Source organism: Paracoccus sp. SY (genome assembly GCF_002901215.1).
In the GTDB taxonomy this organism is placed as follows: domain Bacteria; phylum Pseudomonadota; class Alphaproteobacteria; order Rhodobacterales; family Rhodobacteraceae; genus Paracoccus; species Paracoccus acridae.
In genome coordinates this window covers 289,664-311,200 of record NZ_NWMQ01000002.1, presented here as the reverse complement: position 1 = coordinate 311,200, position 21,537 = coordinate 289,664, and the positions used below count along the sequence as shown (strand labels likewise).

The following is a 21,537-nucleotide window of genomic DNA, read 5'->3' as shown; positions in this document are numbered from 1 at the left end:
TGCCTGCCTGAAAAGCAAAGGTGGTCATGTACCTATCTCATTTCATGACAGGCAGCAGGAGGGGTCTCATGAATATCGACCTTTCGCGCCGCGGCTTCCTACGGCTTGCGGGTGCGGGGGTTGCGGCGACATCGCTCGGGGCAATGGGCTTCGGCGAGGCCGAGGCGGCGGAACAGGCGCATGTGCGCGCCTTCAAGCTGGCCACGACCACGGAAACACGCAACACCTGTCCCTATTGCTCGGTCGCCTGCGGGATCATCATGTATTCCAAGGGCGATGTGAAAGCCGGCGAAACCGCCGAGCTTCTGCATATCGAAGGCGACGCGGACCACCCGACGAACCGCGGCACGCTGTGCCCCAAGGGCGCCGCGCTGAAGGATTTCGTCAAGGCGCCGACGCGCCTGACCAAGCCGCGCTATCGCGCCGCCGGCGCCAGCGAATTCCAGGACATCACCTGGGACGAGGCCCTGGACAAGATCGCCCGCGCGATGAAGGACGACCGCGACGCCAACTTCATCCAGACGAACGAGGCCGGCGTGCCGGTCAACCGCTGGACGACGACCGGCTTCCTGGCGGCATCGGCAACCACAAACGAAACCGCATGGCTGACCTACAAGACGGTCCGGTCCATGGGGATCGTCGGATTCGATAACCAGGCGCGCGTCTGACACGGCCCCACGGTGTCCAGTTTGGGCCCGACATTTGGCCGTGGAGCGATGACCAACTCCTGGACCGACATCAAGAATACCGACCTCGTCATTGTCATGGGCGGCAATGCCGCCGAAGCGCATCCCTGCGGCTTCAAATGGGTGACCGAGGCCAAGCACCATCGCGGCGCCAAGCTGATCGTGGTCGATCCGCGCTATAACCGCACGGCCTCCGTGTCGGATTATTATGCGCCGATCCGTCCGGGCAGCGACATCGTGTTCCTGATGGGCATGATCCGCTGGATGATCGAGAACGACAAGGTTCAGTGGGATTACGTCCGCAACTACACCAACGCCTCCTTCCTGGTGAAGGACGAGTTCGGCTGGTCCGACGGGCTTTTCACCGGCTATGACGAGGAAAAGCGCGACTATGACAAGTCGTCCTGGGACTACAAGATGGGCGAGGACGGCTTTGTCCAGACCGATCCCACGCTGCAGGACCCGCGCTGCGTCTGGAACCTGCTGAAAGCCCATGTGGACGCCTACACGCCCGAGATGGTGGAACGCGTCTGCGGCACGCCCAAGGACAAGTTCCTGCACATCGCCGAGATGATCGGCGAATGCTCGTCCCCGACCAAGACCATGACCTCGATGTATGCGCTTGGCTGGACGCAGCATTCCAAGGGTGCGCAGAACATCCGCGGCATGGCGATGCTGCAGCTGATCCTGGGCAATATCGGCGTCCGGGGTGGGGGCATGAACGCGCTGCGCGGCCATTCCAACATCCAGGGCCTGACCGATATCGGTCTGATGTCGAACCTGATCCCGGGATACCTCAACATCCCGACGGAAAAGGAAGCGGACTGGGCGACCTACATGTCCACCCGCGGCTTCAAGCCGATCGTGCCGAACCAGATCAGCTATTGGCAGAACTATCCCAAGTTCATGGTCAGCTTCATGAAGGCCATGTGGGGCGATGCCGCCACGCAGGAAAACGACTGGGCCTATCACTATCTGCCGAAGCTCGACGTGCCAGCCTATGACGGCATGCGCATGTTCGAGCTGATGAACAACGGCAAGGTGAACCTGTATTTCTGCCAGGGCTTCAACCCGATCCTGTCCTTCCCGAACCGCGGCAAGATGACCGAGGCGTTTTCCAAGCTGAAGATGCTGGTGGTCATGGACCCGCTGACGACGGAAACCTCGCATTTCTGGCAGAACCACGGGATCCACAACGACGTGGACAGCGCGGCGATCCAGACCGAGGTGCTGGAACTGCCCACCACCTGCTTCGCCGAGGATGAAGGCGCCCTGGTGAACTCGGGGCGGTGGCTGCAATGGCACTGGCCGGGGGCGACCCCGCCGGGCGAGGCCAAGCACGACACCTGGATCATGGCGCAGATCTTCCTGCGCGTGAAGAAGCTTTATCAGGACGAAGGCGGGGTCTTCCCCGACCCGATCCTGAACCTGACCTGGGATTATCGCGACCCGAACGATCCCAAGGCAGACGAGCTTGCGCGCGAGATGAACGGCCGCGCCCTTGCAACCGTCTATGACGCCGCCGATCCCACCAAGGTCGTGGCCGAGGCCGGGCAGCAACTGTCCAGCTTCGGGCATTACCGCGACGACGGCTCGACCATGGGCGGCTGCTGGATCTATGCCGGCAGCTGGACCGAGGCCGGGAACATGATGGCGCGGCGGGACAACACCGATCCCGACGACACCGGCGCCTTCCTGAACTGGGCCTTCGCATGGCCTGCGAACCGCCGGATCCTGTACAACGCGGCCTCTTGCGATCCGCAGGGCAAGCCGTGGGATCCGTCGCGCAAGATCATCGAATGGACCGGCGAGAAATGGGAAGGCTATGACGTGCCCGACATGCCGATCACGGCCAAGCCGGGCGAGGTCCGCCCCTTCATCATGAACCCGGAAGGTGCGTCGCGCCTGTTCACCCGGGGCATGATGCGGGACGGTCCCTTCCCCACCCATATGGAGCCGTTCGAGGCCCCCATCGCCAACGTGTTCAACCCCAAGATGCGGGGCAACCCGGTGGCGCGGGTCTTCGAAAGCACCGCCGACCAGTTTGCCGAGATCGGGGATCCCGAATTCCCCTTCGTGGCGACCTCCTATCGCCTGACCGAGCATTTCCACTATTGGACCAAGCACAACCCGGTGAACGCCGCGTTGCAGCCCGAGTTCTTCGTGGAGATCAGCGAGGAACTGGCGGCCGAGCGCGGCATCGCGCGCGGCGGACGGGTGCGCGTCTGGTCCAAGCGGGGTGAGGTCTGGGCCAAGGCTGTGGTGACCAAGCGGCTGCGGCCGATGCAGATCGACGGCAAGACCGTCCATGTGATCGGCATTCCGCTGCACTGGGGCTTCGTGGGGGCCGCCAAGAAGGGTTTCGGGCCGAACAGCCTGACGTCCCAGGTGGGCGACGCCAACGTGGAAACGCCTGAATTCAAGGCCTTCATGGTCAATATCGAACCTTCGGCAGAGGAGCCGGTGGCATGAGCGAAACCGCGCCCCAACCCAAGACCGCGGCCTCGAACCCCCCGGTTCAGCCGATCGCGTCGAACCTGCTGCCGTCCGACGTGGTCCGAATTTCGGCCACGCCGAACGTGCCGCAGCCCACGCGGCAACTGGAAAAGGTCGCCAAGCTGATCGACGTCAGCAAGTGCATCGGCTGCAAGGCCTGCCAGTCCGCCTGCATCGAGTGGAACGACACCAAGCCCGAGGTCGAGACCAACGTGGGGGTTTACGAAAACCCCCACGACCTGACGCCGAACATGTTCACCCTGATGCGCTTCACGGAATGGGTGAACCCGGAAACCGACAACCTGGAATGGCTGATCCGCAAGGACGGCTGCATGCATTGCGAGGATCCGGGCTGCCTCAAGGCCTGCCCGGCGCCCGGCGCCATCGTGCAGTATTCCAACGGCATCGTCGATTTCATCCACGAGAACTGCATCGGTTGCGGATACTGCGTGACCGGCTGCCCCTTCGACATCCCGCGCATCAGCAAGGTCGATCACAAGAGCTATAAATGCACCCTGTGTTCCGACCGCGTGGCCGTGGGCCAGGGTCCGGCCTGCGCCAAGGCTTGCCCCACGCAGGCCATCGTCTTCGGCACCAAGGAAGACATGATCGCGCACGCCAACGAACGGGTCGAGGATCTGAAGTCGCGCGGCTATGAAAACGCCGGGATCTATGATCCGGCGGGGGTCGGCGGCACGCATGTCTTCTATGTGCTGCATCACGCCGACAAGCCGTCGATCTATGAAAAGCTGCCGGACGATCCCCGCATCTCGCCGGTGGTCGAAGGCTGGAAGGGCGTGACCAAGACCGCCGGTCTGGCCGTCATGGGCGTGGCAGCCGTCGGCGCCGCGATCCACGGCATCTTCGCCCGCGCCAACAAGGTGGACGAGCACGAGGAGAAAGAGGCCGAGAAGCTGGTCAGCTCCGGCGGTTCGGATGACAGGGGGGCTGTCTGAATGGCGCGTCCCGTTTATTCCGAACCGGGCGACCGGATCGAATCGACCCGCCCGGTGACGGTCAGCCGTTACCGGGGCTTCATCCGGGCCAATCACTGGGTCACGGCGATCTCGCTGATCCTGCTCTTGCTGTCGGGCCTCGCGTTCTTCCACCCGTCGCTCTACTTCCTGACCGGCCTTTTCGGCGGGGGGCAAAGCGCACGGTGGCTGCATCCGATCATCGGCGTGGTGCTGTTCGTCAGCTTCATGGTCATGTTCATCCAGCTGTGGCGGCTGAACCTGCCCACGCCGGACGACCGGAAATGGCTTTCCCAGATCGGCGACGTGGTGAAGGGGAACGAGGAGAACCTGCCCGAGCTTGGCAAGTACAATGCCGGGCAGAAGTTCATCTTCTGGGGCATGACGCTGCTGATCGTGGTGCTGATCGTGTCCGGCATCATGATCTGGGAACAGTTCTTCGGCGACCTGGTGTCGATCCCGACGCGCCGCTGGGCCGTGCTGACCCATGCGCTTGCGGCGGTGGCGATTATCCTGGTCTTCATCCTGCACGTCTATGCGGCCTTCTGGACACGCGGCACGCTGCGGGCCATGACGCGGGGCACCGTGACCGGGGGCTGGGCCTATCGCCACCACCGCAAGTGGCTGCGCGAGCTGGCTGGACGCCGCCAGAACGGCCCGGCAGAATAACGCAAAGGCAAGTGGCCGGACATGAGACCGTCCGGCCCGGAGAGACGATGAACAACAGTCTGAAACCCGACCCTTCGGTCATTGGCGGCGTCCCTGTGGCGCCGCTGGCCTTTCTGCCCGATGCCGCCGCTGTCTTCGACAAGCGGGCCGGGCGCTTCGCCTTTCTGGCGGATCACGGCGGCAACCTGGGGCCCTATATGCGCTTTCTGGCCGACCTGACCGCTTTGCAGGCGCGCCTTGCGCGCGAGTTGCCTGCAGTGACGCCCATTCCCTCGGACCGCGTGGAACTGGCCCGCGCCAGCCGGATGCCCCCCATCGACCGCATGGCGCTTGCCACGGACGAAGGGATGCATGCCACGCTGGACCGCTTCCTGGCCGAGGCCGCGACCCTTGAGATGCCGGAACAGGCCCGCCTTTCGCTGTCCGCCGTGACGGCGTCGGGGATCGCCGACCGGCATTGGCTGCTAGAAAACATCCTGTCCGACCGCATCCCCCACGACAGCGCGGCCCCGCACCTGTTCGTCGGCGCGGCGGTGCAACTGCACCTGGCGCGGCTGGCGGGAACGCTTGACGCGACGAAGCTGGTCAAGATCAGGACCGGCACCTGCCCCACCTGCGGCGGCAAGCCCGCCACGTCATCGGTGATGGGCACGGCGGGCATCGAAAGCACGCGCTATGCCACCTGCGGCTGCTGCGCGACGCAGTGGAACGAGGTGCGCGTCGTCTGCCTTTGCTGCGGATCGAACGCCGCGATCAGCTATCGCAGCGCCGAAACGGACGAGGCGACGGTCAAGGCCGAGGTTTGCGGCGACTGCAAGGGCTGGGTCAAGATCCTGTATCAGGTCAAGAACGCGAGCCTCGATCCCATCGCCGACGACGTGTCCAGCCTGGGCCTGGACATGCTGATGAAGGACACCGACTTCCGGCGCGGCGGCTTCAACCCCTTCATCGCGGGATACTGATGACGGGGTTCCGGGCCCTGCCCTCGGTCGATCAGTTCCTGTTGTCCCCGATGGGCCGGACGCTGATCGACGGCCACGGCCGCACGGCGGTGACGGCGGGGCTGCGGGTCCGGCTTGACGCCGCCCGCGCCGCGATCCGCGACGGCGCCGATGGCGATGCCGAGGCCGCGCGCCTGCCGCATCTGCTGGCCGCCGACCTGGCCGCCGCCGCGCAGTCGGACCTGCGGCCGATGCTGAACCTGACCGGCACCGTCCTGCACACCAATCTGGGTCGCGCGATCCTGGCGGACGAGGCCATCGCGGCCGCAAGCGCAGCCATGGCCGCGCCCCTGGCCCTGGAATTCGACCTGGGCAGTGGCGGACGCGGGCAGCGTGACGACCATCTGCGCGGGCTTCTGTGCGAGCTGTCGGGGGCCGAGGATGCGACCGTCGTCAACAACAATGCCGCCGCCGTCCTGATCGCGCTGAACACCTTCGGCCAAGGACGGCAGGCCATCGTGTCGCGCGGGGAACTGATCGAGATCGGCGGCGCCTTCCGGATGCCCGACATCATGGCCCGCGCTGGAGCGCATCTGGTCGAGGTGGGCACCACCAACCGCACCCACCCTCGCGATTATCAGGATGCGATCACGCCGGACACGGGCCTGATCCTCAAGGTCCATACCTCCAACTATCGCATCGAGGGCTTCACGGCCGAGGTGCCGGCCCCGCACCTCGCGCAGATCGCGGGCAAGGCCGGGGTGGTGCTGCTCAATGACCTGGGCGCGGGGTCGCTGGTCGATCTGGCCGCCTGGGGGCTGCGCCGCGAACCCACCGTGGCCGAGGCCGTGGCCGAAGGCGCGGATCTGGTTACCTTTTCCGGCGACAAGCTGCTAGGCGGGCCGCAGGCGGGTTTCATCGTCGGGCGGCGCGACCTGATCGCGCAGATCAACAGGAACCCGCTGAAACGCGCCGTCCGCCTGGACAAGATCCGCATCGCAGCGTTGGAGGCGACGCTGCGGCTGTACCGCGACCCGGATCGGCTGGCCGAACGCCTGCCCACGCTGCGATACCTGTCGCGCCCGCAGGCCGACATCGCAGCCCAGGCCGCCCAGCTTGCCCCGCAGGTGGCCGCGCTGCTGCCCGGTTACACCGTCACGACGACCGATTGCGCCAGCCAGATCGGATCGGGGGCGCTGCCCACCGATACCATCCCCTCGGCCGGGCTGCGGATCACGGGTGCGGGGGGCGATGCGCCCGACCGGCTGGCCGCGCGGTTGCGCACCCTGCCCCGCCCGGTCATCGGCCATATCCGCGACGGCGCCTTGATCCTGGACCTGCGCTGCCTGGATCGGGACGAGGATCTGCTGGGGGCCTTGTCGGCATGATCGTCGGCACGGCAGGGCATATCGACCACGGCAAGACGGCGCTTGTGAAGGCACTGACCGGCGCGGATACCGACCGCCTGGCCGAGGAGAAGGCGCGCGGCATCACCATCGACCTGGGCTTTGCCTATGCCGACCTGGGTGGCGGCACCATCACCGGCTTTGTCGATGTGCCGGGCCATGAACGGCTGATCCACACCATGCTGGCAGGCGCGGGCGGCATCGACATGGCGCTGCTGGTGGTGGCCGCCGATGACGGCGTGATGCCGCAGACGCGGGAACATGTGGCGATCCTGGACCTTCTGGGCATCGGGCGCGGCATCGTGGCGCTGACCAAGGCCGACCTGGCGGACGATGCGCGCCGCGCCGAAGCCGCGGCCGAAATCCGCGACGCCTTGGCAGGGACCGCCCTGGCCGATGCGCCGATCCTGCCCGTGTCGTCCCTGACCGGCGAGGGGATCGACGCCCTGCGCGCATCCCTGATCGCCGCCGAGACCGCGACGGCCGCCCGCCATGTCGATGGCCCGATGCGCCTGGCCGTGGATCGCAGCTTTACCCTGTCCGGCGCGGGCACGGTGGTCACGGGCACCATGCTGACCGGGCGCGTCGCGGTCGGCGATCAGGTCATCGTCAGCCCGCGCGGCCTGCCCGCCCGCATCCGCGCCATCCACGCGCAGAACCGCCCGGCGACCGAAGGCCTTGCGGGACAGCGATGCGCGCTGAACCTGGCAGGCGAGGCGATCAGCAAGGACGCCATCCATCGGGGCGATGTGGTGCTGTCGCCCGCGCTGCACGCGCCGACCGACCGGATCGACGCTTGGCTGACGGTGCTGCCGTCCGAACCGAAGCCCATCGGCACCTGGTTCCCCGCCCGCCTGCACAGCCATGCGGTCGAAACCGGCGCGCGCATCGTGCCCCTGGGCGATCCGATCCAGCCCGGCCAGGGCGGCCCGGTGCAGATCGTCCTGGACCGGCCCATTGCTGCGGCGGTGCATGACCGCTTCATCCTGCGCGACGTGTCGGCCAGCCGGACCATCGGCGGCGGGGGCTTCCTGGACCTGCGCGCCCCCGCACGCAAGCGCCGCACGCCCGAACGGCTGGCGCTGCTGGACGCCGCCCGCGCCGAGGATCCGGCGGCGGCCCTTGCCGCGATGCTGGCCGTGGCGCCGGTCGATCTGCCGGCCTTTGCCCGCGACCGCAGCCTGTCGCCCGCCGGTCTGGCCGATGCGTTGCGCCGCGCGGATGGGGCGACCATCGGCGACCTGGCCCTTGGCCGGCCGGTGCTGGACGCGCTGCAAGCCCAGTTGACGGACACCCTGACGCAGTTCCACGAAGGCAACCCCGATCTGGCGGGACTGGGCCGCGAACGCCTGCGCCTGCAACTGCAACCGCGCCTGCCGAAGGACGCCTTCCTGGCCTTCCTGCGGGCCGAGGCTGATGTGGGCCGCGCGGTCCTGGACGGCGCCTTCGTCCGCCTGCCCGGCCACGAGGTCCGCCTGACGCCCGAGGACGAGGCCCTGTGGGACCGCATCGCGCCCGCCCTTGCGGGCGAGACCCGCTTTCGCCCGCCGCGCGTGCGCGACTTCGCGACCGAATTCGGCATCGACGAAAAGGACGTGCGTCGCGTCCTGCGCCTGACGCAGAAACTGGGCCGCACCGACCAGATCGCGCATGACCATTTCTTCGCCCGCGAGGTGACCCGAGAGATGGTGGCGATCATCCTGGACGTGGCCGCGCAGTCGCCCGACGGCTGGTTCACCGCGCCCGCCTTTCGCGACCGGGTGCAGAACGGCCGCAAGGTCGCCATCGAGATCCTCGACTTCTTCGACCGCCTTGGCCTGACCTTGCGCCGAGGCGATTTACGTCGCATCAATCCCCATCGCGCCGACCTGTTCGGCGACATTGGAAGGGAATCGTCCCCGGTGGGGCGGCCGGACTTCAAATCCGCTAGTTAACCCCAACAATTTCAACGGCCTTTGCTGCGAGAAATGCGCGGACAAAGCCGGAACGAACCCGGAATGTTGCGAAGCCAGAGCATCGGATTTTCAATCCGTCGCCGCCCCCGCAACATCAGCCACTTGGCCCCCGGCAGAGCGTCAAACCGCGCCCGGTGGGTCAATGGGTTGGACGGAAGTTGTCAAACCGATGGAGGTGATGTGATGGCGCAGTTATGGGTCGCTTTCAGCTTTGCTATGTGGGGCGCTTTAGGCGGCGCCATATTTGTGACGCACACCGATCTGACAGCATATCAGTGCGTTCCTAAAGGGGATGAAACCCATGAATACTGATGCGCGCGGCTATCCTATCCTGCCGCCGTCCAATCCGGCGACTATGGCCGAGATCATCCGCCGCCAATGCGAGGCGCACGACCTGCCCGCCCCCGGTGGGTCAATGGGTTGCGTGGGATTTGTCAAACCGATGGAGGGATGCTGATGGCTGAACCCCTGGAAAGATGCCCCGCCTGCAATGGTCGGGGCGAAACCCGCTGCGACTGCTGGCCCGGTGACTGCTACTGCGGCTTCGGAGACGAAACCTGCGAGGAATGCATGGGGTCCGGGGTTATTCATCCAGACGACGATTACTGGCCGGAGGATGAAGATTACGACGCCCTACCGCCCGCCCCCACCACAGGAGCCGATCAATGACTGACGCGCTGGAACGGCTGATAGAAGCGGTGAAGGCTGGCAGCTACGTCCCCTTCTTGGGGATGGACAACGATCATGTCTGTGCTTTTGAGCAACGCGATATCGATCTAGTGCAGCAGGCTTGCAGGGACGACATGAACGCCGCCCTGTTTCTAAAGGGCATCCTCCTTCCCGATCACGACTGGGGCCGGGCACCGGGCGGGCAGATGTGGGTGCAACGCTCCCCTGCCGCTCCTGTGTGGTCCGGTGACGGCTATCCCCCGGCGCGGGGGCTGCTGCTGGCGATACTGCGGGCCAAATTGGCCGAAAATCACCCGCGTCAGGAAACGAGCGATTGAAAACGTCTACCGAGAGGAAATGACATGCTGACAGCAGCGGAAAAGAAATGGCTGGCCTGCCTTCAGGAAGTCTTGGACGCCTGCCCTAGCAAGCGCCTCGGCTTCTACACGATAGGCGACCAGACCGTGGAAGTTTATGACAAGCGCCGTGATGCGAAAATCGACGCTGTGCTAGAAAGCAGGGGTGCTTCTGATTTCGGCCCTGCCGTTAGCAAGTGCAAGGCGCATCTAGGGTCGATCAGCTTCCCCTCGCAGGTTCATTCCACAGCGGCATAATGGGCAGCCTACAATTTCACCCCACGCGATAAAACGGCCGTTTGACGGTCATGTCAGCGAAACGGCGGATCGTTAACAGGTCGGGCGGGTCATGTTACCGGAGCCAGCCGGGTCCGACGCCCCAAGCAGCCAGCGACTTGACGACCGCCGCTTGATACGCCCAGAGGATCAGCCAGGGGTTCATGCCGGGGTCCAATCAGCCGCATCCCATTGCCGATAGAACATGCGGCCGTCCTCCCAGCGGAAGAAGCCGGGTTCCTGCACCTTCGGCCCCAGCACCTCGTAGAGCGTGATCGCCTCCCCTTCATGCAAGCTGACGATCCGATGCACATGGTCGTGCGGGATTTCCACCACGTCGCCGGGCCGGTGGTCTCGCAGTTCGATCCGGCCGTCAGGGTGCAGGACTTCCTCCTGATAGCCGCCATGCAGGATGTAGCTGCGGCAACTGAAAGGGTGCGAGTGGTGCGGCCCATGATCCGGCCCAACGAACCGATGCAGCACAAGCGCATTGCCCGTGCTGCCCGGTCCTAGATGCCACTTCATCATTAGGTCCGACATGCGTTCCGGCGTGATGTTCAGCATCAGCGGCAAACCCCATCCAGTGTCTCGATCAGCACCAGCCCTGCCCGCTGCGACTGCGGCCCGCCATCAGCCACCAAGGCACCAGCCAAGGCGGTTCGTGCCTGATCGGTCGCGGGGCAGATCGGATCAGCGGTCGGCGCGGTCGCGCAGGCGGTCAGCAACGGCAGCATCAGACATGCCATCCACTTCATTTCGCACCTCATCGGCTTTGCGTTGTTCGGGGCTGCGTTGGTCCACCAGACGAGCGACGATGCCCGCAATGGCTAGGGCGGTCGTGATCCACGGCAGCCAGGGCAGCGGGATCAGCAGCTTGATTTCGTCAGGCACCGCTTCCCACGCAGCCGGAAGGGCCGCAATAAACAGCAGGATCTGAATGGAATACATGCGCAGAGCGCTGCGCCATTGGGGGATCAGCTTCATCAGCGCAGTCCTATGAAGGCGGCAACAGCCGCGATTGCAGCGACGACAACGGCGATCACGCCGCCGCCAGCAGGGGCGGCCCGTGCGGGGGCTGGGGTGGGCTTGGGAGCGGGGCGAGGGCTTTCCTGGGCAGGGGTCAGGAACAGCGCCCGTTCGGCCGTGCGCCGCTTGGTCAGGCCATTCAGAACTTTGCCACCAGCCATGTTCCAGACCAGGAACTGATCGGCCGCGCCCGCATAGTCCCGCGCGTTCAGCTTGCGCAGCAGCGTGGACTTCCGCAGGTTGCCCGGCCCAAGGTTGAACGTGAAGCTGACCAGGGCGTCGAACTGGTTCTGGTTCAGCGGCACGGTGACGGCATCCAGCACATACCGCTCGAACTTGCGCAGATCGTTGCGCAGGATCTCAGTCGCGCCCGCCTCGGTGATCCGCATCCCCTTGGTGACGGGCGGCGATCCCGCAGCGGAGGTGTGGCCGTATCCGATAGTCGGCACAGCCCAGCCGTGCGCCGGATCCGGGTAGGCTTCCAGACGCAAGCCTTCATGCGCCTTTATTAGGGCAATGCCCTTTTCAGATGTTTGCATGATGATGCCTATGAGGTTGGGTCAGTAGCCGGGATCGGGATGACGCCTGCCGGTGATCGGGGGTGGGTCATACTGGATCGGGCCGCGCAGCATGGCGCAGATGACGTAGGTGTCGTGGATGCGGCCGCAGTGCCGATCTTCGCAGAAGGTGGCGTTCATACGCCGGGCGAAGGCCGTGCGCGGGCGGCAGTCAGGCAAGGCCCAGACGATGGAACACACAGGACGATACTGGCCCGTCAGCAAGAAGCCTGCGCAGCTACTAACGTGCCAGTGGATCATCGCTTGGCCCCGTCGATCTGTGCCCGCAGCAGTTCGGTGACAAGCGACCGGAGGTCACGCGATACCTCGCGGATGTCGCCTCGCATATCGCCGCTCATTTCGGTGTTCTGGTCCAAGGCTTCCGCAGCCGCCTCTAATGCGATGATCAGCTTGGCGATGCCTTTCAGAAGATCCCGCGCGACAGCCTCATCCATCACAGTCCGCTCAATCTGGGAATGCAGGTTGCTAATCGCCTGCTTGACCTCATGGGGTGCAGGCGGGCGTTCCAGGGGAGGCTTGCCGTCACCTTTGAAAAACCCCCTCAGATATCCAAAGACGATGCCGATGAGGATAATCAGGGCGCCCATGCCCTGGCCGAAGTAGTTCAGGTGTTCAATGCTTTGCATGTCGTGCCGCCCGCCAGATCTTAACTTCACGGCCACAATCTTGAGCGGCCGAATACAAAGCGGCACCGCAGAACCCGACCGCGAGAAAGCCGTAGGTCAATACGCCTGTTCCCCAAGGGTTGGCTGGCAGAAGGCTCAAGGCCATCGCCAAGAATGCATTAGCGTTCAGGAATAGTGCGACCAGCCGCGCAAAAGGGGTCCAAGGCGCCATGCCGTTGATGTGCAGCGAGTAGCAATGCAGCGCCCCGATGCAGGCATACACAATGCCCCATGTGGTCTCATCAAAGATCGCCAATGCCCCGATGAAGCTGGCGCTTGTCATGGACATCATCGGCAGGGCAAGCATCACGCCGAACCAGATCGTGTATATGGATATCAGCCACTCCAGCTTGCGACTGGCATAGTGGGTGAACCACGGAAAGCGACTGAGCATATTCTGCCTATCATGCTGTTCTGGATCACGGTTCGCGCCGCGATTGATTAACCGCGCGCATATTCCCCGAGACTCACGCCGCCGTGATGCGGATCATTCCGGCAGCCGCGCATGGGGCCGGGTGATTCGATTTTCAGGGGTGGATTATGGGTATCAAGGCATTATGCGCGGCGGCTGCCGTGGTCGCGGGGGTGGGATCGGCAGAGGCGGCGACGGTGGATCACGTCAAGCTGACGCTCACAGCGGAGTATATCTGCGAAGCAGGGGAATGTGATGAACCCGCGCCGAGTGTCGCAAAGTTCATGGGTATCCCGGTGGGACAGTCAGTCTATGGCGATCTTCATATTGGCGACAAGGACGCCGATCTGTTTCAACGGATCGTGTTTTTCTCAAAAGGTACCGTCAATAACCTCGGATACTTCCGCGATGATTACTCAGATGGCCGCTACAGCGAACGCTCCAGCATCGAAGGACTGTATGCCTACCTCATCAACTGGAACGGCTTAGTGGGATCCCTTTGGTATAGGGATGATGATTATCCTTGGTCGCTCGATGTCTCAGGGACGATTGAACTAGCCCCCGTACCACTGCCCGCCACCGCTGCTCTGTTGCCGATGGGGTTGGGCGCCCTCGCGCTGATGCGAAGGCGCCGCCGTTCTTAATTCGCCAGCGGCTCTATCGCCCCACGGGACGCCTGCGCAGGCCGAATGTTGCCCAGCAGATCGTCATAGGCCACCAGCCCCGTCGCGGATCCGATTGCCGGGGATGTGACCGTCGCGCCCGACTGCCCTGCCCTGAGCGGCCGGAAATACGAGTAAGGAGCTGGGGGGTTCTGACCGAAGGACGTGTCCATGGTTAGCTTGTCCCCAAGCTGGCTGGAAACATGGTTTTTCCAACGATAGCCCAGATACCGTGCAGTAAATGGAAGGCGGGCCATGTTGATGGGTCCGTCACCCGTGAAGCCTCCTGCATAATTCGGGCAATGCGCCACTAGATTGCTAATTTGCACATCATTGATGCCGAGCCTCACGCGGGAAGGCTCGAATTCAGGAGAATTAGAGCCGTTTCTCCTAATCTGCGTATCGTCACACTCGTTGACGATTGTGCCATTGTAAATCTTGATCGGCTCCTCAAAATTCTGTGCCGAGACTTTCGGCAAGTCGCCTTCAGGTATGCCGATATCCACACTGGCACTGTAAGGATTACTCCCAGTTCCGACATTGGTTCTATGTGTAATGAAGTTCCTCAAAGTCAGCGCAGAGGACACAATGTTGAAGCTTCTCATTGATCGAGCAGACGCCAGATCATAGATCTTGTCTATAACGGTGTTGCATGGCTCGTATTGGAACGTCGAGCTAGGGGTATTAGGACCATTATTGTATGCCGTGCCCTCGGCCATGACGCGAGAAAAGAACCCGCGAGTGCGTCGGTCATTCCTCTGGTCCCTGATACAGGGCTGCTCAGCAGGAACTCCGTATGCAGGTGGCGCCCAGCTATTCCTGGACATGGGGTCGAAGCAATCGACGTAAATATAGCCCACGCTTTCGATGCGGAGAGGCCCATGGCGGTTGCCTCTATCATCCATGAGCTTTCCATTGCCGCCCTGAAGGGCGTTCACATGCTGTGTGAAACGACAGCCTAGAAAGCCTGCATATGAGTTAAATGTTGGGTCCGTGAGGTCACGGTTGGGACCATCGACATAAGATCCGTAATCCTCCCAGTTTGTAGCAGCAATTTCAGAGGCGACAGCGGTGATATTTTGAGAGCCGCCGACAAAGACAGTCTGCCAAAGACCATCGCCTTCGCAGTTATGAACAGTGACGTGGCCGCTCTCACATGCGACGCCTTTTCTCCCATTAGTGCCTGGATAAGTCGGATCAATGGTCTCAGTAGTACTATCCCAACCTCCAATGAAGCGAAGCCCCGAAATAGACACCCCGCTCGTCAGCACACCGCTGTAGCAGCGGAATACAGGAGAACCCGATCTGTTATGGATGATAGCCTTACCAGCGGCGTGTGCGGATACATGAAGGTTGCGGTATTTGTCCCCAATATAGGGACTGGTGAGGCAGTCGAACTCATCGCCCGAGCGGAACACTAGACGAGTGAGCGCCCCGTTTGCCTTCAGAGCCTGCAATCTGGCGATGGCATCATCAAAGGTGGTCGTCCGGTTCGACACGTCATGCGCTGGCATTCCCGTCCAGTTGCTGCTGGACGAACAGACAACGGTCGTCGCGGCAGGCACGACAACATTTGGATCGCGGACCACAACATCAACGAAGGCCGCTGCGCTCTTGCGGCTGGACGGCTCATAGACCGTTACAATGGCGCGATACTCACCGGGCTTCGTGAAGCAATGCGCTGGGAACGGCCCATAAGCGACGTTCTTGTTGCGCCATTCCGGCAGCATATTGACCGGCGTGGTATAATCTCCGGGATCGCCAAAGGTCCAAGTGTAGTGCAAATCGTGCATGGTCGGATCATAGACTGATCCGTCCGTGGGCTTTTGGGCGTCAAAGCCGGAAACGTCGGCAAAGAAGACCATGCCCTCAGGCGCCAAGTCCTGCTGGCCGCGACGGACGCTGATCGTAGCGGTTGCCCCGCCCGTGCCCCCGCCTGCGCTGCCGCCCCACAACACCGTCTGGTTGATGGTGATCGCTCCAACGGATGCCGTCAGGAGTGCGGTCGTGCCTGCCGGAACAGGTCGGAATGTTGCTTCGGTCATGGGTTATTCTCCCGCTGCGATGGCAATGAATGCGGATTGAGCGTTGCTGGCACCGCCCGCCGATCCACGGGTTTGGGTCGCGACTGTCAGTTCGCCTGTTTCGGGAATGAAGCCTTCCGCTGCCGAGATGTATCTGTTCGTCCCGCCCGTGGGGTCGATGTCGTAAGCCTCGGTCACGCCGGTCCATTCCACATTGGGGGTAGAAGGGCGGGCGTGGAAGGCCAGCACCTCATGGCCAGCAGTTGCCCCGGTAAGGACCGCGCTAACCTGACTTGTGCCTGCGTCGGTTCCACCCCCGTTCTGGGCGGAAATCGTGTTGCCCACCCCGCGCCGGTAATCGATGAAACGAAACGTGGTGTTCGCACTTGTTGTCAGGGTGATATCGGCAGTCGTCCCTAGCGGCACTTTTGCGTGGTAGAGGCGCAGGCGGGTGTTGGGGCTGGTCGCTATGCTTGACTGTTCGCGGACCAGCGTCGGCGTGATCGTCTGTCCACCCGCAACGATGGTGACACCCGTCACCGTCGGCCCGTTCGCGCCAATCTGCCCGCCGCAGACCAGAATATCCCGATCAGCGTGAGCCGTGCCGATGTCCACGGTCCACGTCGAGGTGTTGGCCGTGGTGGCTTGGAAGCGATAGGGCGCTCCCGCTACGGCTGCGTAAGGCTCAAACACCTGCGCGGCCGGATTGGCGATGCCGGTCGTGGTATAGACCGTCGATCCGTTCAGGTCCGTCGCCGTCACGCGACAGGTCGTAGTCGTGCCTGCATCAGCAGCAACGCGGGTGTAGGTTTCGCCGGTCGCGCCTGTGATGTTCGTGCTACCGCGCCGCCATTGATAGGTATAGCTGATGTCGCCCGCGCTTGCCTCGTTGATCCACGGGCCTGGGTTGCTGACCGTGAAGACCTCGCCGTCCAGGCTGATGGTCGGCTCGATGTGAACCACCGGCCCAGCCTCGATGGCGTTCCGGGTCGTCGTGGTCGTTTCACCGTCCCAGCCAATCGTGACGTTGGTCGTTCCCGGCACCAGGTCGTTGATGTCAACGGCCCAGCCACCCGCGCCTTTGTCTGTGAACTTGACCGCATATTCGACCGTGGACAGAACCCACCGCCGCGTCAGGCCATCATCATCCGTGACAAGGACGGAAACCACATCGCCGGTCGCAAGGGCCGTGGATGTCGTCGCGTTCTCGCCGTTGATCTGCAACTGAGCGGACAGGACGACGCCCGCCACGCTCGTATAGTTGGCGGTGTTCGTGGCGGCAGCGATGTTCGGGATGGCTGCCGGGGTCTGGCCTGCGTAGAGCCGTGCCGTGGTCGGCTCAGAGACTGCCGTGATGGCCGCCGCCGCAACTTCAAGCGTCTCAGTGATGGTCACATCAGGGGCACCCCCGTTGCTGATGACCCACGTTGCCGAATAGGTGCTGGCAGTGGCCTTGACCGCATCCGGGATTTCTCCGTTCTCGTCTAGTTCGGCCAGGATGTTCGTCCCGTTCCGCGTGAGTGCGGTCAGGGTGGTGGTTGGCTCGGGATAACCTGCCGTTACGTTCGGCTCCACCAAGGAGACCTTACCGTCCGACAGTTGCAGAGAGCCACCCGATGCAGCCGGGGCCACCGCCGGAACGGTGGCAATCACCCACTCAAACGGCGCATAGCCCGGTTCGGTCGCGTTGATGGTCAGGTCGCCCGATGCAGGGGCAGTGCCGGTGCGGGTGAAGCCGGTTCCCGTCAAGCCGGGTGCCGTATCGGGATCGACGCTGAACGTCACGCTGAACGACTGGCCCGCAGCCGGGGGGTTGGGCGACAGAGTAGCGGTTATGGTCTGAAGGTTCGACGCTGCCAGCGTCACCCCGGCAGACGTGCCAGTTGCGGTGCCTTGGCTGTTGGTCCACACGTCGCGCGTGGTGATGACGTCATCCGCAGCAAAGCCGGTGGTGTCCAAGCTGTTCGCGGTCTGGCCCGAGAGGATGGTCCCGTTCCGCAGCCATTGCGTTGCGCGGGTCGGCGTGGGAACGCCGGTTGCCGTGCCAGCCGTGCGAGTGAGGATGCTGCCAACGGGCGTGTTGCCGCTGATGGACGGGGGCGTCTGCACGGAGGGGGCTTCCTGAGCGACAGCGCCCGTAACAGCCGTTTTGGGGTCGCTGGGTGGGCCATCTCCCATGGCATTCGCAGCGAATAGGACGACCGATACCTCCGCGCCGGGCAAACCCGCTGCCACAGCCCTTTGGCCGACGCCGGTGCCGCCCAGGGTCTGGGGTGTCCCATCACCTGCCTGCCACTTGATGGCGTTGATCGGGCTGCCGCCATCCTCGGGCAGATCCAGGATGTTGATCAGGACTTCGCCAGGATTTGCCCCTGTGGCGATCTCCCAATCATCTTCCGCAAACTGCGCCGGAATGGTCGGCTGAACCGGCAAGGGGCTGATCGTCGCGCTGACAGAGATTGTCGGCAGCGGAGGTGCGGTGACAGACAGGGACAGCGTACCGGGCGCAGTTGGGGTGTATTCCCCGTTGATGATCTGGCCGGTGACGTTGATACCATTGAGCCGCAGGATGGCCGTAGGCGTAGCGCCCGTGAAGATGCCAGGAAACACCGAAACAGCCTCGCCCACGAAGGCCGTAGCAGGCGACAAGGACGGGGGCGCAACGATCACCGGAGAGGACGATGCTCCGGTCATAGCAGACACAAGGTCGCCTATTCCCTCGATCTGCCAAGGATCCGGAACCTCCGCCAAGCGATTGGCCATGCCGGACAGTTCAGTGACGACCAGGTGAGGGCCGTTGAGTTGGACAAGCCTCATAGCGTGACCCCTTGAATGACCGGGAAATCGACGTTGGCGAGTTGCGGGAATAGCGTTGTCACGCCGCCATGGATCGCCATTGCGTCCAGTTCGCCCTTGCCGATCTTCCATCCGCTGGTTTCCGACCGGAGGAGGATGGCGCGGTTGGCCTGATCGACAGTTGTGGTGAAGCTGTACGTTGACCCCCCTACCTTGACCTTGGCCGCCGTCTCAGAGATCGGCACCATCAGCGCCCACTCCTCCGGGGTGAATTGCAGTGCCAGCAGGACCGTGGCCCCGCGCTTGATGCCGTGAGCCATGCTCAATCCTCGCTGATGGGGCGCAGCGTGAGATGCTGGCCGGTAGGGATGTCTGCCAGAGACGTTCCGCGCCAGACCCAGACGGTGAGCGCGGTTCCATCGTGAGACAGGGTGACGGTCAGGCCCTCGGGTGCTTCTGCGTCCCAATCGGCATTTGATGTCAGGACGCGATAGACGCCGGCACCGACCCGATGCGCGAGGGCTGCCCCATCTGCCAAGCGCACGTCTTGGCTGGGCCAGCCTTCGTTCACAGCATAGGACTGTCCGGTTGTCAGATCAGACAGAAGCGCAGCCTCGCGGTCGAAGCAGGCCTGGACATGGGCGCGGATGGCGTCGGCTACAGTCAGCACCTGATCCGCCGTCAGAGTGACGAACACACCATCGCTGCCCTTCCAGGCCACGGAATAGGCAGCGTCACGCATTGCAGCCAGGGCTGCACCCGTGATCCTGGCTTGCGACTGATCGTCAGTGCCGACAGGGATGCCTGCGACATAAATGCCAGTGCTGATCGCAGCATCGCGGCGAGCGCGAATGGCTTCACGCGCCATTGCATCGCGAGTTGCGGCCCGGGCCTCAAGGGTAACAGCCTTTGTCCAATCGATCATGCTTGCGGCTCCTCGATTGCAGGGGTGGTGTCGAAGGGCGGCAGCTCAACCGGTCCGTCCTCGGTGATCGTCAAATGCTCAGGGAAGCGCGTCTCGTGCGGCGCCGTGGTGCCGTGCGGTAGGATCAGCGTCATGCAGACATGCCCGTTCTCGCGGGTCACGTCCGACGCCAACCAAGGGCAGTCCACGGCATCACGGGGAAGCACATCGCCCTCGGCCAAGGGGCCGAAGTCGTATTCCATGCCGTCAATGGTCAGCACATCCCCGACCGCAGACATGACAAACGGCGCAGCGCAAAGCTGCGGAGACAGAATGATTTTCATGGGTGTTCCTAGAACCAGCGGCCGATGGCGATTGTGTCCGCGACCCGCGTGTTGGGCAGCGATTGCCCAGAGATCAGGGAAACGCTGGCCGATGTGGCTCCATTCGGCCTGCATTTAGCAAAGATGCCTCCACCGAAGCGCACACTCGCATCGGCATAGGGCGCACCAAGGAAACTGGACGGGAAGTTCCATACAGTTTCGGTGGATATGTAGAGGCTGCCCCAAGCAGCCGCTGGATCAGGGAGGTTAGTCAGGACGTGTGTACAAACCTGAGTGCCATCGCCGAAGCGGACATATTCGCCGTTGGCGTTGATCCCGCGCTCTGTTTGGCGATCCAGCACCCAGTAGGTGCCGTCATAAGTAGCCACAGTATCTGCGTCTGTGAGGATATACCCTGAGGGCAAAGGCGCCCCGGTGATCGTTCGGCACTGCCGCGCGCCCAGCCCATCCAGATTGATCGTCGCCGCGCCAGTATTGGCTGCAGTTGCCCGAAACCGAACTTGCGTGCCTCGTAGCAGCGAGACATAGCCAGCCGTAAGCACAATGGCATTGGCCGTTCCGCTATACGTTGCCCAACCCTTGGATGAGATGAACGGTAGTTCGGCATTGAACTGGCTGACGAAGGTCGGAAACCAGCCGAAGAACGCATCGGCTCGCTGTTCCAGAAAAGCGGGATCGCCGGTATTCGGTGGCGTGGGCGGGGGAGTGATTGCCATGCAAAAAAAGCCCGCGCAAGGCGGGTTCCCTACTTCGATGGTGAAAGTGTCAGGTCAGGCTTTCGGCCTGGATGGTGCCGAAGGATCGGCCTGCGTCGAGCGTCAGATCATAGTCCCGCATCACGCCTGCGACGGTGGTCCCAAACGGGTCTTCGCCATCGACGGCATAGAACACGCAGACCTTTGACGTGACGCGCTCAATTATTTCCTGCACCCGCGCGGCGGCGGTTGTGGGGATGGAAAATTGGAAGTTGACGGTCTTGGTGACAGGCCGAGGAACCAGGAATACTCCGCCCCATTCATCACGATCCTTCTTGGAATAGTCCACGATACCCAAACGGGAACCGGTAAGCGTCGTGCCTACTGCAATATCATTACCAAGGAAGATTTCTCCGACTTGGGCGGCGGCACCTGCATTGATGGTGATCTCGACTGTGCCGCCAGACGGAAGCTTGAGGCCCGTTAGCACGAGATCCGGTTTGAAGGTGAATGGGTTGTAGATGTATTCCCAAAAGGTCGCGGCGGGCTGACGGGACGCAAGCTGGATCGTCCGGTCATAAATCACATTTGGGCCAGGCGTTATGATGCGAACCCGGACCGATGTGCCATTCAATCCGAAGAAGCACAGGGCATTGAGTGTGCGTGGTAGGGCAATGGAATAAGTGATCGTCGCGCCGCCCGTTGCCCCCTCCCCAAGCCGTTGATCGAAGGGCCGGAACCTGTTTGTTGCTCCGCGCCGCACCCACCATTGCGATAGGGTGTCCGCGCCCGGGTTATGGCCAGTGTTGCTGGCCTGCACACTCTCCCAGATGCCGTTGTCGAAGATCACCCGCGCGCCGTTGGCATACGTCGTACCGACATTCCACGCGGGCAGGCTTTCAACTGGCACGTTGGAAGCAGTGACCATGGCTGGGGTGACGGTGATCGGCTCAATTATCCTCATATCAGATCTTCCGTGGCGGCAGGTGGTTGCGCGTGGTCA

The 21,537-nt window shown here is 63.2% G+C and carries 23 protein-coding genes; 9 read left to right on the top strand and 14 right to left on the bottom strand.

The genetic code is table 11. The annotated features are described in order from the left end of the window. The first annotated feature begins 68 nt into the window (after positions 1-68). From fdnG to CK944_RS03440, 8 genes are all read left to right on the top strand, one after another. Entirely contained in the window at positions 69-3,158 is a 3,090-nt protein-coding gene (gene fdnG / locus CK944_RS03475) for a formate dehydrogenase-N subunit alpha (protein WP_103171636.1), read from the top strand. Further along, a complete protein-coding gene (gene fdxH / locus CK944_RS03470) occupies positions 3,155-4,138 on the top strand; it encodes a formate dehydrogenase subunit beta (protein ID WP_103171635.1) in 984 nt (327 codons plus the stop codon). Before fdnG ends, fdxH begins: the two co-directional genes overlap by 4 nt. Next, positions 4,139-4,825, top strand: coding sequence for a formate dehydrogenase subunit gamma (locus CK944_RS03465; protein ID WP_103171634.1), 687 nt, complete (start codon positions 4,139-4,141; stop codon positions 4,823-4,825). Between the two features lie 47 nt (positions 4,826-4,872). Beyond that, on the top strand, positions 4,873-5,787 hold the full coding sequence (fdhE, locus tag CK944_RS03460; protein ID WP_103171633.1) for a formate dehydrogenase accessory protein FdhE: 915 nt from the start codon (positions 4,873-4,875) through the stop codon (positions 5,785-5,787). Then, positions 5,787-7,154: an L-seryl-tRNA(Sec) selenium transferase gene (gene selA, locus CK944_RS03455; RefSeq protein WP_103171632.1), complete on the top strand. Its 1,368-nt coding sequence runs from the start codon at positions 5,787-5,789 to the stop codon at positions 7,152-7,154. Before fdhE ends, selA begins: the two co-directional genes overlap by 1 nt. After that, positions 7,151-9,106 (top strand): selenocysteine-specific translation elongation factor, encoded by a 1,956-nt coding sequence (gene selB, locus CK944_RS03450; RefSeq protein ID WP_103171631.1) that lies wholly within the window; start codon positions 7,151-7,153, stop codon positions 9,104-9,106. Before selA ends, selB begins: the two co-directional genes overlap by 4 nt. Before the next feature lie 686 nt (positions 9,107-9,792). Continuing rightward, positions 9,793-10,134 (top strand): hypothetical protein, encoded by a 342-nt coding sequence (locus CK944_RS03445; protein WP_103171630.1) that lies wholly within the window; start codon positions 9,793-9,795, stop codon positions 10,132-10,134. A gap of 24 nt (positions 10,135-10,158) precedes the next feature. Then, on the top strand, positions 10,159-10,410 hold the full coding sequence (locus CK944_RS03440) for a hypothetical protein (RefSeq protein WP_103171629.1): 252 nt from the start codon (positions 10,159-10,161) through the stop codon (positions 10,408-10,410). A gap of 180 nt (positions 10,411-10,590) precedes the next feature. Here CK944_RS03440 and CK944_RS03435 read toward each other — a convergent pair whose 3' ends face one another. Genes CK944_RS03435 through CK944_RS03415 form a run of 7 tightly spaced genes read right to left on the bottom strand, consistent with a single transcriptional unit; the run spans position 10,591 to position 13,091 of the window. Further along, on the bottom strand, positions 10,591-10,992 hold the full coding sequence (locus CK944_RS03435; protein ID WP_146038599.1) for a hypothetical protein: 402 nt from the start codon (positions 10,990-10,992) through the stop codon (positions 10,591-10,593). Then, on the bottom strand, positions 10,992-11,162 hold the full coding sequence (locus CK944_RS23130) for a hypothetical protein (protein ID WP_158247948.1): 171 nt from the start codon (positions 11,160-11,162) through the stop codon (positions 10,992-10,994). The genes CK944_RS03435 and CK944_RS23130 overlap by 1 nt, the downstream gene beginning before the upstream one ends. Continuing rightward, a complete protein-coding gene (locus tag CK944_RS03430; RefSeq protein WP_103171627.1) occupies positions 11,119-11,412 on the bottom strand; it encodes a hypothetical protein in 294 nt (97 codons plus the stop codon). The genes CK944_RS23130 and CK944_RS03430 overlap by 44 nt, the downstream gene beginning before the upstream one ends. Then, positions 11,412-11,993: a lysozyme gene (locus CK944_RS03425; RefSeq protein WP_103171626.1), complete on the bottom strand. Its 582-nt coding sequence runs from the start codon at positions 11,991-11,993 to the stop codon at positions 11,412-11,414. Before CK944_RS03425 ends, CK944_RS03430 begins: the two co-directional genes overlap by 1 nt. 21 nt (positions 11,994-12,014) lie before the next feature. Beyond that, positions 12,015-12,272: a hypothetical protein gene (locus CK944_RS22810; RefSeq protein WP_146038598.1), complete on the bottom strand. Its 258-nt coding sequence runs from the start codon at positions 12,270-12,272 to the stop codon at positions 12,015-12,017. Then, on the bottom strand, positions 12,269-12,658 hold the full coding sequence (locus CK944_RS03420) for a hypothetical protein (RefSeq protein ID WP_103171625.1): 390 nt from the start codon (positions 12,656-12,658) through the stop codon (positions 12,269-12,271). The genes CK944_RS22810 and CK944_RS03420 overlap by 4 nt, the downstream gene beginning before the upstream one ends. After that, the gene (locus tag CK944_RS03415) at positions 12,645-13,091 is read right to left on the bottom strand and encodes a hypothetical protein (protein WP_103171624.1); all 447 of its coding nucleotides are present in this window, start codon (positions 13,089-13,091) and stop codon (positions 12,645-12,647) included. Before CK944_RS03415 ends, CK944_RS03420 begins: the two co-directional genes overlap by 14 nt. Positions 13,092-13,237: 146 nt before the next feature. Between CK944_RS03415 and CK944_RS03410 the strand changes: the two genes are divergently transcribed. Then, positions 13,238-13,753 carry a hypothetical protein gene (locus CK944_RS03410; protein ID WP_103171623.1) on the top strand — a complete coding sequence of 172 codons (516 nt, stop codon included), beginning with the start codon at positions 13,238-13,240 and terminating at the stop codon, positions 13,751-13,753. Here the strand turns inward: CK944_RS03410 and CK944_RS22805 are convergent. From CK944_RS22805 to CK944_RS03385, 7 genes are read right to left on the bottom strand one after another with little or no spacing between them, the layout of a single operon-like run. Further along, positions 13,750-15,816: a hypothetical protein gene (locus CK944_RS22805; RefSeq protein WP_146038597.1), complete on the bottom strand. Its 2,067-nt coding sequence runs from the start codon at positions 15,814-15,816 to the stop codon at positions 13,750-13,752. The two genes, CK944_RS03410 and CK944_RS22805, sit on opposite strands and share 4 nt — an antisense overlap. Before the next feature lie 3 nt (positions 15,817-15,819). Next, positions 15,820-18,612 (bottom strand): hypothetical protein, encoded by a 2,793-nt coding sequence (locus CK944_RS03405; RefSeq protein ID WP_103171622.1) that lies wholly within the window; start codon positions 18,610-18,612, stop codon positions 15,820-15,822. Then, complete coding sequence (locus tag CK944_RS03400; protein WP_103171621.1) at positions 18,609-18,911, bottom strand: hypothetical protein; 303 nt, start codon at positions 18,909-18,911, stop codon at positions 18,609-18,611. Before CK944_RS03400 ends, CK944_RS03405 begins: the two co-directional genes overlap by 4 nt. Before the next feature lie 2 nt (positions 18,912-18,913). After that, positions 18,914-19,516 (bottom strand): DUF4376 domain-containing protein, encoded by a 603-nt coding sequence (locus CK944_RS03395; protein ID WP_103171620.1) that lies wholly within the window; start codon positions 19,514-19,516, stop codon positions 18,914-18,916. Further along, positions 19,513-19,839: a hypothetical protein gene (locus CK944_RS03390; RefSeq protein WP_103171619.1), complete on the bottom strand. Its 327-nt coding sequence runs from the start codon at positions 19,837-19,839 to the stop codon at positions 19,513-19,515. The genes CK944_RS03395 and CK944_RS03390 overlap by 4 nt, the downstream gene beginning before the upstream one ends. Before the next feature lie 8 nt (positions 19,840-19,847). Beyond that, the gene (locus CK944_RS22800) at positions 19,848-20,555 is read right to left on the bottom strand and encodes a hypothetical protein (RefSeq protein WP_146038596.1); all 708 of its coding nucleotides are present in this window, start codon (positions 20,553-20,555) and stop codon (positions 19,848-19,850) included. A 49-nt stretch (positions 20,556-20,604) separates the two neighbouring features. Beyond that, complete coding sequence (locus CK944_RS03385; protein ID WP_103171618.1) at positions 20,605-21,498, bottom strand: hypothetical protein; 894 nt, start codon at positions 21,496-21,498, stop codon at positions 20,605-20,607. Positions 21,499-21,537: the final 39 nt, after the last annotated feature.